General features: G+C 46.9%; 6 protein-coding genes. All 6 read right to left on the reverse strand.

Annotation, left to right across the window (positions count from 1 at the left end):
- Positions 1-40 precede the first annotated feature (40 nt).
- A complete protein-coding gene (locus tag GQF01_RS35495; RefSeq protein ID WP_161412020.1) occupies positions 41-3,682 on the reverse strand; it encodes an immunoglobulin-like domain-containing protein in 3,642 nt (1,213 codons plus the stop codon).
- Positions 3,679-6,840 carry a GH92 family glycosyl hydrolase gene (locus GQF01_RS35500; RefSeq protein ID WP_161412021.1) on the reverse strand — a complete coding sequence of 1,054 codons (3,162 nt, stop codon included), beginning with the start codon at positions 6,838-6,840 and terminating at the stop codon, positions 3,679-3,681. The genes GQF01_RS35495 and GQF01_RS35500 overlap by 4 nt, the downstream gene beginning before the upstream one ends.
- Positions 6,841-6,929: 89 nt before the next feature.
- Positions 6,930-12,836, reverse strand: coding sequence for a GH92 family glycosyl hydrolase (locus GQF01_RS35505; protein ID WP_161412022.1), 5,907 nt, complete (start codon positions 12,834-12,836; stop codon positions 6,930-6,932).
- 237 nt (positions 12,837-13,073) lie between these two features.
- On the reverse strand, positions 13,074-14,249 hold the full coding sequence (locus tag GQF01_RS35510) for a cohesin domain-containing protein (protein ID WP_161412023.1): 1,176 nt from the start codon (positions 14,247-14,249) through the stop codon (positions 13,074-13,076).
- Between the two features lie 41 nt (positions 14,250-14,290).
- Entirely contained in the window at positions 14,291-15,319 is a 1,029-nt protein-coding gene (locus tag GQF01_RS35515; protein ID WP_161412024.1) for an S-layer homology domain-containing protein, read from the reverse strand.
- A 27-nt stretch (positions 15,320-15,346) separates the two neighbouring features.
- The gene (locus tag GQF01_RS35520; RefSeq protein WP_407945450.1) at positions 15,347-16,162 is read right to left on the reverse strand and encodes a carbohydrate ABC transporter permease; all 816 of its coding nucleotides are present in this window, start codon (positions 16,160-16,162) and stop codon (positions 15,347-15,349) included.
- Positions 16,163-16,165 lie beyond the last annotated feature (3 nt).

Below are 16,165 nucleotides of genomic sequence, written 5' to 3' on the forward strand. Positions count from 1 at the left end.
AAAAAGAGGTGATGTCACGGAGACACCACCTCAAGACTAATTATTGGCCTAGAATCATTCGTGCTACAACCGCCAAGTCAGCTATATCAATTTTCCCATCATTCGTGAGATCTGCTTTCTTATACAGCTGCCAGTTCGGATCATCAGATGTTTTGCCATAATACGCTGCCATCATAGCCAAATCACCAATACTGAAGTTATTATCTCCGTTTAAGTCACCCGGTGTTTGCGTATTCACGGATGCCCGGAATACTTGGAGCGCTGCATTCAACTCGGCGGAAGCCTGATCCACTTGGCTCTGACTTGCTGCCGCGTTATCGGCTACAGCTTTGGCAAGAACGATTGCGGCTTGTAAAACAGCCTTCGAACCTACCGGGTATTGGCCGACACTTGTGCCTTCTACCGCGGCGTCATGCGCTGCTTGAGCTTGCGCAATAATTTCATGGAGACCGGCTTTGTCTACACTGTTGATTAGAATAGGATGTACAACGCCAGCAACATGGACTTCGACCCCATCACCGTCTGAAATAATGATACTAGACAGCGAGATAGCTGTGGATACAGGTAACGCAGAAGCTTTGGCTTTCCATTGCAGGTTAATCAAGCCGTTCGCAAGAGGATCTTTATCCGCTCCTATTCTTGCAGCAAGGACACGGACTTGACCTGGTGTTTCCTTCGTAGTTACGAACAAGACATCATCTTGTCTGGATTTTGCGGAGATAAACTCCACGGCTGCAGTGTCGTAGGTGAGAATCAAGTCATGCGCATATACATTTTGACTCACGCTGTGTAAATCATAAGTAAGATCAAAAGCTGCACCAGAATTGACTTGATCAACACCGAATAAATACGCGATGTTTCCGGCAGGACTTTCTTTTATTGTAAAATCAATCGTATACGTCTTCTGTGTGGAGCGGTCTTCTGCTGTCACCACGATAGTCGCTTGGCCTGGCAATTTGTCAGCCTGAGTTACTGCCAACGTTGCATTCCCATCTACAGCTGTTGCTGCAACCGTCGGTACTTCGACTACGCTTTGGGGCAGTTCCATCGTATAAGCCAGCGTGTTTGTGTTAAACCCGGGCAATGAATCTCCGTTAATTGTGATGCCGCTTAAGGATGCATCGTCATTTAAAGGTTCTTCGACGTCACCGAGTGCAATGACCGTAATGTTAAAAGATTTCGTGATGCTTGAAGTCCCCCTGCTAATCTTAGCCGTCAGCACGGCCGTTACATTCGGATCACCGTAGCAAGGGCGCACGACATTCCCATGGAAATCAATCACGCCCGGATCTGAGCTTGACCATGTGATCACCACTTCGGGCATCCCAGCTAGACTGCTCGGCAAAAGCAAATTGTTCACTACTGAATTTGTATTCCCCAAATGAAGCGCTGCTGCAGCCGACATCACGCTTTCCTCGTCAGCACTTAATGCCTTGACCATAAAGGAAAATGCCTTAACCGCGCTATTTGCACCTTTGGTCAATGTGGCTGTCAGCAAGACACTAGCATCCGGCTGCCCCACTCCAGGCCGAGTAACTAGCCCGGTTTCACTTAGTGCAGCAGAGTTGGAGCTTACCCAGTTAATCTTCGAACCGAATCGTCCAATGCTTGGCAAGTACACATTGCTGGTCACCGTATTGTTGCTGCTAAGCGCAAGCTCCGCCTTATCAGCGGCTACATCCCCGCTATCTCCTTGAGCAACTACCGTTATTGTGAACGGTTTGTCTACCGAGACTCCTCCACTAGTAATCGTAGCTGTTAATGTCACCACAGCATTAGGTTGACCAGCGCCTGGTCGAGACACATGTCCGGCATCATCAATGACAGCTGGATTGGATGAGTGCCATGTGATAGCCGATCGAAATGTGCCTTTTGTCGCCAGAATCAAATCATCAGCTACAGCGCTCGTATCTCCCAATTGAAGTGCGATTTGATCCAAGTCCACCGCTTCTGCGTCGTCCATCGGAAGTATTTTGATGAAGAAAACCTTCGTCGTGATCGAGTCACCCTTGATGAGTGTAGCCGTCAATTTCAACTCAGCGCTGGGCTCACCTTGAATAGGTCTGGCTGCAATGTGCCCCGTATCGCTCATAAGAAGCGGATTCGAGCTCTCCCATGTAATCCTGGTTTGCTGCTCGCCTTGCACAGGCAGATTCAAGTCATGTGAAACCCCGGACGTATCGCCTAAGCTAAGTGCTGCTTTCGCGGCATGAACAGCGAGAGTATCCCTTTCTCCAACCGTCGAATTGTGATCAATGGTGATATCATCAACAGAACCGCGGAAAAACCCTTGCACTGTACCGCTCGAATCAAATCCGAACAAAATTTTATCAATGACTTTCCCATTCGCTACTTCTCCAATGTTAGTCGTGATCATATTCCATTGATCTTCGAGGACAAAACCCCCTTTTCCTTGGGCATTCGGATGCAGGACAATGCCATTCTGATCTTTAGCACCCAAATCGTGCAAATAAGTGCCATCCGTAAACAAGAGATCAAGTGCCACGTATTTGCTTGTTGTTCTAGTCAAAGTTGACAGAACATCGGACTCCTTCTCCGGAAACACCCAGTAAGATAAGGCAGTCGAAGCCTTAACGGGAATCTCCGTATCGAAGATTTGATTGTAGGCCGTGGATTGATCAGCATTCAAAGCATTTCCAGAAAACTGGAGAGCAGCAGCGCCATTGTGCGCGCCAGCTCCTTTTTTGGATTCCATCCCGCCGATCCCGCAGCAAAACTCACCTATATTTTGCGTTAACGACAATATTCTGTACGTGTTAGCCGGACCTGTTGTGTCCGTTGGCGCGGCATCTTCCGATTCGAAGCCTGAATCAAAATCAATCCCCGCTTCATATTGATAATCGGATTCTCTCATCGCCAGTACATTCACAGAAAACTGCTTCGTTTGCGACGCAGAGCCTTTCTTCACCGTTGCAGTCAGGGTGAGCTGGGCATTCGGCTGGCCGAGATCCGGACGTTTCACAATTTTCCCCGTGTTGCTGAGTACGCCAGGATTCGAACTTTCCCATGCGATGGTTGTGCCTTTCCTAAACGTTGCTGGAAGTAGGACTCCTTTCGTTAAAGCCGTCGTATCTCCCAAGTCAAGCGCCGTAAGAGCAGTTGCAACAGAAGTATTGTCATCAAGCTCCGCAGCATACAATTTCCAGTCTGCTAATTGCGTATTCGTCGACTCACCGTTGTTTGTCAGAATGAATAACCGGTAATAGCCGTACTCATTTACTTTGCCATCTGCAATCGTATACTCTTTTGTTTGTAAACGTGCGCTGAAGGATTGATTGCTTTGCTCATCCAGCACGTTCCAGTTCGTGCCATCATTCGAACCTTCGATTCGCCAGTTCTTCGGGTCTCTTGTCGGCGCATCGTTGGCAGACACCATGGCATACTTTCTAATCGCTTGCGTGTCCCCAAAATTGAATTGCGCCTGCACCCAAACATTCGTTGTTTGTACAGCAAGCCATTTCGTATTGACATTATTATCGAATAATTTCACAGCTGTTTCACTCGGCTGGTTTTCTTTGCTGAATTTAACAGTCATATTGTTAGCTAGGGCGACGTTGATCAAATCTCCTGGGGCAGCTTGCACAGTTACAATTGGAAGCAGGCAGACCATCAATAAGCTGCAAATCAGAACATGCCAAATACTGAAAAGTCGTTTCGTCATCTTCCAGAAACCCCCTTGTACCTGGCGATTGATTTGGGCATTGGGACAAGCTTCCACTGCTGTGCCAAGCTGCTAAATCCGGCAGTAGTTTCGGTAGCCGCAACTTTGGTGTTCAAGACGGAAGCTAATGACTGTGTACCGTCCGAATGGCTCGAATCTGGCGCCTTTTGAGCGGTATTGTTTAATGGTGCGTAATGTGTACAAGCAACTGCGACTTGAGCGGCGAAATCTCCCGTGGAAGTCGGCGCTAGCGGATCTGGCGGAGTCGTGCCCCAGCTTGTATTTGGCGTTGTGCCAAGGGTAAAGTCAAGAACAGCACCATCCTTGATGTAATCATATGGCAGCCAGGTGCTGTCATAGTTATGGCCGTTCAGTTTAAGATCCTGGATATATTTCGCTTCTTCCGATGCCTGATTACCGATCAGTCTGATTTGTTTGCAATCGCTTAAATGAATGATTGTTTCTTCGAACAGTGGGGCGTGCATCGAAAAGCCGCCAATGCCTGGAATCGAAGGGTACAATCCGAGTGCTGCCAAAACAAACCACGCAGAGCCAGCTCCCAAATCATTGTTGCCGATCAGACCCGCAGGTCCATCATGGAACAGCTCAAACATGCCCTTGCGCACGATTTCCTGGGTTTTCCAAGGCTGCCCGGCAAAGTTGTAAGCCCAAGGAATACCATAGCTTGGTTGGTTACCCAGAAAGGAGTACGGCTCTGTCGAGCCAGCGTTCAATTTCTGGAAAAAGAAATCGAGCCGTGTTCTTGCTGCCTCCAAACCACCCATTTTCTCAAACAATCCCTTGTAGTCAAAAGGAAGTACCCACGTGTATTGCGCTGAGTTAGCTTCTTGGAAGCCATGCTCACTAGCCGGATTAAAGTTGCTTTCGAAATTTCCGTTCGCCAGTCGCGGTTGAAGATAGCCGTCTTTGAACGAAAGCTTCCAGCTCTGCGACCGGTTCGAATACGTATTATATTTCTCCTCATCGCCTAACGCTTTGGCAAACTGAGCGATCGCAAAGTCCGCATTATTATATTCCGGAATATATCCAGTCACCCATCCGCCTCTTTCAATGGGAATGTAGCCCAGCTGTAAATAGTCAGCCAGATTAAATCGTCCATTTAAGCTAGATGGCGTCGATGCATGAAAGTCCAAGACCTTCAATGCTTCTTGTAAATCAAAATTTCTTGCTCCGAATGCGTACATGTTGGAGATTGTAATCGAAGCGGGATCCCCATTCATCACATTCGTTTCAGAATTGGCAATACTCCACTTCGGTAAAAAGCCGCTTCTGCTTTTCGCATCATCGACGAAGGATTGCGCGATATCTGAGCCTATATCCGGATACAGAAGTCCGATTAACTGCATCTGTGTTCGATATACGTCCCATCCGGAAAAAGTCGAATAGTGGGTATATTTTCCACCCGTATTATACACCTTCTGATCAAACCCTCTATAATCGCCGTTGACATCGCTGAACACGTTCGGGTGAATCAAAGAATGATACAGAAAAGAGTAAAGCATCCGTTTATGCTTCTCAGTCCCGCCAGTGACCTCAATCTTGCTGAGCGCCATTTTCCATTTGGCCTGCGCTGTTTGTTTGACAGATTCGAAGTTCCAGCCTGGATTCTCTGTTTTCAAATTCAGCTTGGCATGCTCCATGTCGGTATAGGATATTGCAACTTTGACATAAACCTCTTTTTGATCGGAAGTATCAAACCTGACATACCCGCCTACCTTCCGGTTGCCCGGAATTTCCGATTGTTCGAATGCCTTATCTTTCGTAATTTGAGAGCCTTTGTACGTACCTACCTCTGTGAACGGTTGACTGAACTCTGCAGCAAAATAGACGGTGTAGTTGTTCGTATTTTCAGCTAACGTGCCGCTCCCTTTGGTGCCGCAAAATCCGCCAGCATTCACATATCCGGTGACCATGCTGCTATTTTTATCAATTTGGATATTGGCATCCCTAACACCCGTGCCGTTAATACCCGTATTAATCAGCATCATCGCCTGCGTGGAGGCCGGATAGGTGAATCTGCCGATACTCGTTCTCTCCGTTGCTGTAAACTCCGATCTTATGTTGTATTTATCCAACAAAACGCTATAATAACCGGGAATTGCGATTTCATTTTCACGTTGAAAAGGGGAGGCATAGTCCTCGAAATGCGTGGCTGGAGATTTCCCCATTTTGCCTACGACAGGTAGAAAAGGGATGTTCTGCGCAATATCGCAGCCAGGTCCGTCGATATGCGTCAGACTGAATCCTGCGATTGATTTGCGATCATAATCATAGCCTGAGCCCAATGGCGATTTGCCAGAACCAAGGTCGTTGTAACCAGTGTCTGGACTCCATTGGATCATACCGAAGGGCACTACCGCACCAGGAAATGTGTTTCCCCGATTGCCGCCGAAGCCGACGATATCCAGCTTATTGTTTTGTGATCCCAGCAACGGATTGGCATAGACTGACGGATCGAATTCAGAGTTTCTAATTTGAATGTCATCGATAAACCCGCGATATGTCCCTGCTTGACCACTCTGTTCGTATGAAACGAGGATGCGTTTAATCGTTTTCCCCGCTGCAGCTGAACCAACATTCGAAGTAATAAAATTCCATGTGTCTAACGCTAATTGATTGCCTTTGCCTTGTTCTTCGGGGCTCATTACAATCCCATGCTGGTCTACTGCTTGATAACTGTGCAGGTAAGTCCCATCTTCAAAAGCAAGATCTACAGCCACATAGGTACTGTTCTTCCCATGATTTTGGTCCGTACCGTTCAACGTTGTGCGGCTTTGAGGATAAATCCAATAGGACAACGTGGTATTGGATTTAACAGGAATGTTGACTTCAAACATTTTATTATAAGCATAAGCCGATTTAGTGCCAGTTGTTTTACCCGCAAAGAGCAAAGCTTTTTTACCAGATTGGTGCAATTCGCTGGAAATTTTGGATTCCGCTTGACTCACCTGACTGTTCGCTTCGCTTTCATCTTCCCAATTCGGTTGTACAGCCTCTTTGCTTTCAAATCCTGCATAGAAGCTTGGTGCTGCAGCTTCCGCAGATTGTTCAAATGTTGGCGAGATGAACAAAATACTCCACAGCAGCACAAAACATAGCACAAGACAACACGATTTCCTGAGCGTCTTTCTTATCATTGCGATCACCTCCAAGTTTTTTCCATGTGACCATGTGAAAAATCGGGAGGAAGACGATTGCCGCCCGCCATCCTCCCGACATGTAGCTATTAATTCAATATTTTACTTGCCATGATCGCAAGATCGGCGATATCGATGTAGCCATCACCGCTTAAATCCGCTTTTTTGTACAGGTTCCAATTAACATCTGTGGAATCCTTTCCATAATACGAAGCCACAATGGCCAAGTCACCTATGGTAAACTTATCGTCACCATTCATATCCTCAGGCATGCGGGTATTCACGGATGCAAGGAAGCCTTGCAGAGCCGCACTCAGTTCAGTCACAGTTCCATCTACTTGAGCTTGCGTAGATGCTGGGTCACTTGCGATCTGACTGGCAACGTCAATTGCCGCTTGCAGAAGTGCTTTAGCGCCAGCAGGATATTGGCCGGTTTTGGTGCCTTCTACGGCTGCATCATGCTTAGCTTGTGCATCTGCAATCAAGGCATTAAGCGCTGCTTTATCAACAGTGCTATTAATTGCATTCTTGAACGTTTGCAAAGCTGTGTTCAACTGAGCTCTCGCTTGATCTACTTCATCCTGTGTAGCTTGTAGATTCACTGAAGCTGCTTTCGCCGTATCAATAGCCGCTTGCAGAATAGCTTTGGAACCTACCGGATATTGGCCGTATTTAGTTCCTTCCACAGCAGCATCATGTACCGCTTGCGCTTCCGTGATCAGGCTGTTCAGTGCTGTTTTATCCACAGCTTTAATGCTTATCGTTTTCGAAACGCCTGGCATTTCCGTCTCTTTACCTTCTCCATCAGCAACAACAAGCTGGGATACAGCGACTGTGCCGGTTGCGCCATTGTCCGATGTCTTCGCTTTGAATTGAAGCGTCAACAGGGCACCGTTTGGCTGGGAAGCACTCGCGCCGACATGAACGGCAAGGTATCGGCTTTGACCAGGAGCTAATTTCTCATCCACGATAACGAAATCGTCTTTCTTCACCGACTTACCAGAAATCAATTCGAAGAGGTCCGAATTATAAGTAAACGTGATATCTTGACCATAGACGCTTTGTGTCACTCCGCCTAATCCATATGTCAAATCAAACGTTTGACCGGCTGAAACGGCTGAGCTGCCGGATATGAATGCACTTGGCTCACTCTTGCCATGTTCGATGGAAATATCATCGAAATAACCGCGTGAATATCCCGTTTTACCCGTTGCATTAAAGGAAATGAGAATTTTATCTACCCTTTTACCGGCTGCCACCGCTCCAATATTGGATGTAACAAAATTCCATTGATCGGAAACAAGTTTACCGCCATTTCCTTGTGTCAGCGGACTAACACCGACACCATTTTGATCGACGGCACCCAGATTGTGCAAGTACGTACCATCCGTGAACAGTAGGTCAACTGCATAATGCTGACTTGTTGTTCTGGTATTGCCAGGCAATACGGTTCCTGCACTGCCTTCTGGATTAATCCAGTAAGAAAGCACTGTGGACGGTTTAATGTCAAAATCAGCATCAAACATTTGATTATAAGCATAGTTCTCTACGGCACTTGTCGCATTACCGGAATACAGGATCGCACTTGTGCTGTTATTTCGTCCTGGTGTGCCGGCCTTCGTTTCAACACCGCCAATTCCACAGCAGAACTCGCCTATGTTCTTCGACTCGATCGTACGGTTATCCCAAGCCGGCATAACATCGCCTGCTTCAAGCCCTGTTTTGAAATCAGTGCCAGCTTCATAGCTTAAATCCGTTTCATTTAGAGCAAGCACGGTAACCGTGATGACCTTCGTCGCGCTTACGCTGCCTCTATTCACTGTTGCCGTCAACGTTAGGCTTACATTCGGCTGTCCAAAATCAGGACGCTTGATGATTTTCCCTTCGTTAGAGAGGATGGCTGGGTTGGAGCTTACCCATGTAATGGTTGTGCCAAACTCAAAGTTGCCGCTAGGTAACGTCAGCTTCTTAGTCACAGCGCTCGTGTTGCCTAAATCCAAGCCTTTAACTGTCTCTGCTACCGCAGTTTCATCGTTGACAGGTGGAGTCGGATAACCCAAGAGCTCGATTTCAGCTAATGAAGTGGAGACCGCTCCGGAATTCTCTGTAACCTCTAATCGGTAGAATTCGTATTTCCCTGGCGTTTGGATAGCAAAAGGCCGGGTATACGAACGCCATGCAAAAGTTTCATTCGTTCTTTGATCCAATACAGTCCAATTCTGGCCGTCATTCGAACCTTTCAGCATCCAACTTTTCGCGTCGCCGTCTGTATTGCCTGAAGTCAAGGTATACATGGCGGCCTGCTTTTTCGAGCCGAGGAATTGATACTGAATCCATGGCGTCGCGCTGTTTAAAGTAGCTCGGGTGTTCGAGCTATTATCGAACAAGTTACCAATTGTGGAGCTATTCGTACTGTCAGTCACTTTCGCAAATCCTTGAGCAACCAATTTATCGGTCAAATCTTTCAGTGGAGCAGGTACATCTGAACCCTGGGTAATGGATGTTGGCACGTCATGATCGCCGCTTCCCCAAGTTGAAGGTGCAGGTCCCATCTCGAAGTCAAGCGTAGCTCCTGCTGTAATTACAGCATGCGGAATCGATGTTTGCGTGTATGCTTCGCCATTGACTTTCAGGCTTTGAACGTACTTGTTCTCTTTGCTGTTATTTGGCGCATTGACAACGAGTTTTTTTCCATTATCAAGTTGAATCGTTATTTTTTTGAACAGTGGTGCGCCAATGGCGTATTCAGGACTACCCATTTTAAGCGGATAGAAGCCTAACGCTCCGAAAATGTACCATGCGGACATCTCGCCGTTGTCCTCATCGCCTGCATACCCTTGGCCGATTTGACTGCCTAGGTACAGCCGGTCTAACGCTTCGCGAACTTTCTCCTGTGTTTTCCAAGGCTGCCCTGTGTAGTTATACATGTACATAATATGGTGTGACGGTTGATTGCTGTGTCCATACTGACCCATTCTGACATCTCTGGCTTCTGTCATCTCATGAATGACACCGCCATAGGAACCGGCATTGGAGCTGGAAGCAGGTTCCGGAATGCTGAAGAATTGATCCAATTTCTCAGCCAACTTCTCTCTGCCGCCGTATAGATTTGCCAAACCTTGGCCATCCTGCGGAGCATGGAAAGCCATATTCCAAGCATTGGTTTCCGTATAATCCCCGCCCCAGTTTCTAGGATCGAAATTCGCAGGTGTATTTCGCCAAGCACCGCTTGCGGTTCTGCCATTGAAGAATCCTAAATTCGGGTTAAACATGTTGATATAATTTTGTGCCCGATTGATGTAATATTGTTGGTCATCCTTATAGTGAGCGCTGTAAGCATCGCTCGTATCATTTTTCTTAGCCAGCGCATCAGCCAAGTTTGCAATGCCGTAATCATTGATGTAACCATCTACAGCCCAAGCCAATCCTTCGCCTGTATCCGTATTGGTGTAGCCATCAAAAACGGATGTAGCCATCCCTTTTCTGCCCACATTGGCGTTCGGCGGTGTAACCGCAGCGTCTTTCAACGCAGATTGATAGAAGCTTTGAACATCGAAGTTCGTAACACCTTTCAAATAGGCATCCGCAAAAGCAACATTCGCGCTTGTGCCTACCATCAAGTTGGCATAGCCAGGAGAGGACCATCTGGATATCCATCCGCCATCCCGATAATGCTGAACGAAGCCGTCAATGAATTCTCCAGCTTTCGTCGGTGTTAGTAAAGAATAAGCTGGCCATGCCGTACGGTACGTATCCCAGAAGCCGTTATTGACATAAATTTTGCCGTCATTAATCTTGGCGCATGAGGTTGTTGCCGTACTTGTGGAACAGGTCGTAATCGGAGTTTGATCCGCATGCTTGAATACCGGCGCTTCATTCGTGCCAACATTCTCAAATGCGGAGTTCGGATACAAGAATAAACGGTACATGTTGGAGTATAAAGTGATCAGTTGATCCTCTGAAGCACCTTCCACCTGAATAATGCCCATTTGTTGATCCCACTGTGTTTGAGCCTTTTCTTTAATCGTTTCAAATGTATCGGCAGGGCTGATTTCTAACTCAAGATTTTTCTTTGCCTGATCCAAACTGATTAAGGAAGTTGCAATCTTCATGGTAACGACTTTATTCGTCGTGGTGTCGAATTTGTAGTAGGCCTGCACATTCGTTCCACCGCCGCCACTGCTTGTCAGTTTGCCGCTTGCGGTTACAGGTTTATCGAAGGTGGCATAGATGAACATGCGTGTTGCACCTGTAGAAAGGCCGCTTTTTTGATCGGAGTAGCCAGAAATTGCATTGTTAGCAGCATCCAGCGTAATACCGCCACTATTGCTTTGATTGTCAAAGAGCAGATTAGATGAATCCCCAGCAAACGTGAATCGGAACATAGCCGCATGATCCGTTGGCGTAAACTCTGTTTTGAGACCGTTCTCAAAAGTAACGCCGTAGTAGTAAGGTTTGGCAATTTCGTTATCATGCTTGAACGGCAATGCCCGTGTCGTGCGGTTAATATTCGGAGTTCCCACGGTGTCGGAAGGCATCACATGAAACGTTTGACGATCTCCCATCCAAGGACTTGGTTCATGACTTAATGCGAAAGCTTGAATCGTTGGTAAGTTGTTTGCGTTATTGCTTTGGTTGTAATAATAAGCCCAATCGGAGCTTGCATTTGTTTTGGGAATCCAGAAATTAAATCCGTGCGGTACGGCAACGGCTGGAATATTATTTCCTCTGGAGAAAGTTCCATTGGACTGCGTGCCTCTGAGGATGTTGGCATAATCGGAGAGTCGGCTGTAATTGGCAGGTGTAGGTGCACCCTCGATTTTGACATCATCAATTGTACCTTTGAAGCCTGTTCCCGCCTTCGCTGCCGGGTTATCATAAGCAATTAGGATGCGTTTAATTGTTTTTCCGGAGGCAACGGCCCCGATGTTGGATTTTTTGAAATTCCATTGGTTGTTGTAAAGCGTCTTGGAGTTGCCTTGATCTTGAGGATTAAGTTTAATGCCATGTTGATCCAGCGCACCAAGATTATGCAGATAAGTGCCATCTGAGAAGGCGAGATCAACCGCTGCGTAAGTGCTGGAGTAGTCCATCTGGGCTTTATCCGTAAATTCAGGAGCAATGTAGTAGGAAAGTTCTGTCGTTGGCGACACAGTAATGTTCGCATCATAAACTTTATTGTAGGAGTAAGCTCTGCCATCAACCAAATGGGTCCCGGAATACGTAAAACCTTTTGCCCCTGTCCAACCTGCATTGGATTTCGCATTATAAAGGCCTGACGGTCCGTTCGAGACATACGACTTCATATCTGCTGGTGGAGGAGGAGGGAGAATAATGCCATTGGAAATCTGAAACTCGGACATTTGTATGTAAGAATCGCCGCTGTTCGCTGTAATGTTTAACCGGTAATAGGTATAAGGTGTTTCATTCGCAAAGTCATACACTTTGGTCTGAAAGCGTTCACTAAATGTCTGATTGGTTCTCGTATCCAGCGTAGTCCAAGCACTGCCGTCATTGGAGCCTTCAAACTGCCAGTTTTTAGGATCCCTTCCTGCCGAATCATTCGCTGAGGTCAAGGCATATCTCACGACTGCCGACGCCTCGCTAAGCTTGAATCTTACCCAGCTGGTCGAGCTTGTATCGAGCCATTTGGAGTTCGAGTTTGAATCAATCAAATTAGCCGCAACTTCACCAGATGACGCGTATTCTCCTCTTGCTGTGACTTCAACGACCTTATTCGTGATGCTGCCCGGAATGCCGGCAAACGGTGTGTTCCCGTCAATACCGGATTTCAAAGGATTCCCTTCGCTGTCTGACTCCACGGTATTCTCCCAAGTCACAAGGGGGTCACTAGCCTCAAATGACGAGGCAAAGTCGGCTCCTTCTGCAGCAGGAGCAGCTGATGCCCGCTGCGTCGTAGGCAGATAAAATGACCCTGCTAGAAGTGTAATGCTTGTTGCCATAGCCAGAAATTTCCTAGCTTTCCGGTTACCCATTCCAGAAAACCTCCCATTATTGTTTTCAAAGCCAATCTAATCTTAAAGATTCAAGCAACCTCCTTTCGATGATCAGCTGTAAGCGCTTCCCCATACATATCTTACTGAAAGAGCCAGGCTTTAACTATGCGGTAAATCTATCTTTTCTTCCGATAAAATAATCACATTTCTATTCCAGCGTCATCCAAGTAAACAAAAAGGGGGGCAGCAAGCCGCCTCTCCCTTCACTTTGCGCCTTCATCGAAAAATCTCACTAGCCATCATGGCCAGGTCCTCGATGTCTACCTTCCCACTCCGATTCATGTCCGCTCGCTCGTATTTTGCCCAATCGTCATCGGTTGACGACTTGCCGTAAGCCGACGCAACGATAGCCAGATCCCCCACAGAAATTCTGTTATCACTATTTAAATCACTGGATGGTGGGTTTGGCTGCGTAGTGACAGTAACACTTGGACCATCTGTGCTCCACTGCCCGAATGCATTGCCCGCTTCCACCTTAAAGGTATACGCCATATTCGGCTGCAAAGCCGTAATCGCGTATTGATAAACACTTCCTGTCACGGTGCCTAAAACTTCCCCATCCTGATAGATCTTATAGCCGGTCACACCGACTGGATCGGTCGCCCCGGACCAATGCAACGTCACTCCTGTGCTCGACACATCGGATACGTCAAGCCGTTTTTCTGCCGTCCATTCTGGGGGCATAGGTGTAGTCGGCAAGCTATTCCAGATAGCTTTGGCTATGATGGCCAAATCCAAAATATCAATCCTGCCGTCGGCATGAATATCAGCTTTCACATGACTTGCCCAATCGGGGTCGGCCGACGTTTTGCCATAAGAAGCTGCTGCAATCGCCAAATCACCGATCGAGAATTTGTTGTCTCCATTCAAATCCGCAGGCTGGGAGTTACGAATGGAAACGGTATGTGTCGCTCCGCTTACGTTGATTTCCACACCGTCACCGTTCGAAACGACCGTATGGCTTATCGCCACCTCGGTCATGGCAGCAGCCTGACTAAGCGATTTAGAACGCCAGTGAAGCGTTAGCAGCTCACTGTCTTCCTGAATGGCATACTTCGCTCCATGACTTACCGCAATAATCCGAACATGTCCAGGTGTTGCTGACAGGCCAGCTATAGAGAAATTTTCCTTCAATGAGTCTGCATCGATAAATTCCAACCGCTCAGCATCATAAGTGATGGTTAGATCCTGGGCGTAGACAGCTTCTGTGACACCCTTTATTCCATAGGTCAGATTAAAGGCTTGGCCCGCCTGCACCTTGTCCTCGCCGGACAAGGTGGCATGGATGGCTTCTTCAGCTTTGGCAAGTGAGCTTTCAGCGAACCAATTAGCCGATAAAAGAATGAGCAGCGCGTATACAAGATACGTCTTACACTTTTTCCTTGTTCTCATTGCCTGATATCCCCTCTAGATTTATGTATGTTGGCTGTATGTCATTTCTTATAATCAAGCAAAGATAGAATGAGTGTGACCGCCTCTGCCCTGGTCGCATTGTCATTCGGCATGAACAGATTATCTCCCTTGCCTTGGATCAACCCAGCTTCAGCAGCCTCTGCGATGTAAGAGTGGGCCCACGCAGGCATTTGGTCTTTATCGGCAAAAGTCGATAATTTATGCTCGTCTGCTTGAATACCTAAAGCCCGCACGATCATTGTGGTGATTTCGGCTCGAGAGATCATTTGGCCTGAACGGAACGTGTTGTCTTCATATCCCGACACAATGCCGGCGCTTACAGCTGACGAGATGCTTGATTTGGCCCACGCAGGTATGGAAGACTGGTCTGCAAACGCAAGCTCTGCATTGTCCTTGGGCGGCAAATGAATAGCACGAGCTAGCATCGTTGCGAACTCTGCGCGTGTGACGAGTCCCTGAGGCTGGAAGGTACCGTCCTCGTAACCGTTGACAAAGCCCAGCTTCGCTGCTCTTTCAATCGCTGCTTTCGCCCAATGCCCTGCAATATCACGAAACATAGCCGCATTGTCGTTTTTGATATCCATAGCGATTTGCGTGCCCGCATTTTGTTTTGTAGAAACCATTTTGCTGGTGACAAGCTTCACATCCGTCAGTTCTACCGCTGCTTGACCTTTGCCAATCGGTTCGAAAGTAAGCGTGCATAGTGCAACCTTCCCGCTTTCCCCGGCAACATTGCCAATTTTGGTACTTGCGAATTGAATGTGATTATCTTTCACGATCGCAGGAATGGAGAAACCGGTTAGTGCGCTCTTCGCGTCCTTAAATCGCAGTTGGTTCGTGTCATAGACAACGTTCACTTCATAAGCGTAAATATCCAGAAGGTTATCCCCTGTTACCGTAACTTTAAGTTCCTTGTCTTTCCCTACCTCTGGTTTATCATTACTGATGGCTAGCGTAAACGTATTGAGGTCTGCTGCCCAAGTGGACATCGGAATCAACAACATACAAATGATGAGTGCCAGGTGGATACTAAGCATTTTAGGTTTCATGCAGATTTTTCCTTTCTGAGCCTTCTTTTATCCTTTAATTGAACCAGCGAGGAGGCCTCGAATAAAATATTTGCTCAAGAAAATATACACAAGCAGCGTAGGTAAAGCGGCCAATATTGCTCCAGCCATCTGTACGTTCCACTGTACGATTTGACTGCCTGACAGATTTTGCAGAGCAACCATGATCGGTTGCTGCTTCTGGGTTGTCAGCGTAACGGCAAACAGAAATTCGTTCCATACGCTAGTGAATTGCCAGATGCCTACTACAACAAATCCGGTTAGTGAAAGAGGAATCATGATATACCGATAAATGCCGAAAAATCCGGTTCCATCGATTTTGGCTGACTCCAGCACTTCCGTTGGGATTCCCACATAAAAATTGCGAAACATCAACGTGCAAATGGGCAAACCGTAGATAACATGCACAAGAATTAATCCAGGAATCGTGTTGTATAGCTTAATAGATTGCAAGAACTGAATTAATGGAATAAGAATACTTTGGTAAGGGATGAACATCCCGAATAGCATGAGTGAAAATAAAAAGTTGGATCCTTTAAATTTCCATTTGGATAAAATATAGCCGTTTAATGATCCTAACAAGGAAGATAACAACGTCGCTGGGATAGCGAGCAAGAAGCTGTTCGTCAAATTCGGGATCAGCTTCTTGAGCGCTTCTTGATAGCCTTTCAAGTTAAAATACTCAGGCAGCGCCCACATTTTATCGAGTGTAATTTCATTCAGTCCCTTGACGCTCGTAATGAGCATGACATATACCGGAATCAGATAAAGAATCGCCAGAACGATTAGTGCGGCATATAGCAGCGAACGATTCACACGCTCCATTGA

Source organism: Paenibacillus silvestris (assembly GCF_009882985.1).
In the GTDB taxonomy this organism is placed as follows: Bacteria; Bacillota; Bacilli; order Paenibacillales; family NBRC-103111; genus Paenibacillus_E; species Paenibacillus_E silvestris.

Excerpts from the sequence above, each read along its gene's own strand:
- GQF01_RS35515 (WP_161412024.1), bottom strand. The coding sequence starts at position 15,319 with ATGAAACCTAAAATGCTTAGTATCCACCTGGCACTCATCATTTGTATG.
- GQF01_RS35500 (WP_161412021.1), bottom strand. The coding sequence starts at position 6,840 with ATGATAAGAAAGACGCTCAGGAAATCGTGTTGTCTTGTGCTATGTTTT.
- GQF01_RS35505 (WP_161412022.1), bottom strand. The coding sequence starts at position 12,836 with ATGGGTAACCGGAAAGCTAGGAAATTTCTGGCTATGGCAACAAGCATT.
- GQF01_RS35495 (WP_161412020.1), bottom strand. The coding sequence starts at position 3,682 with ATGACGAAACGACTTTTCAGTATTTGGCATGTTCTGATTTGCAGCTTA.
- GQF01_RS35510 (WP_161412023.1), bottom strand. The coding sequence starts at position 14,249 with ATGAGAACAAGGAAAAAGTGTAAGACGTATCTTGTATACGCGCTGCTC.
- GQF01_RS35520 (WP_407945450.1), bottom strand. The coding sequence starts at position 16,162 with ATGGAGCGTGTGAATCGTTCGCTGCTATATGCCGCACTAATCGTTCTG.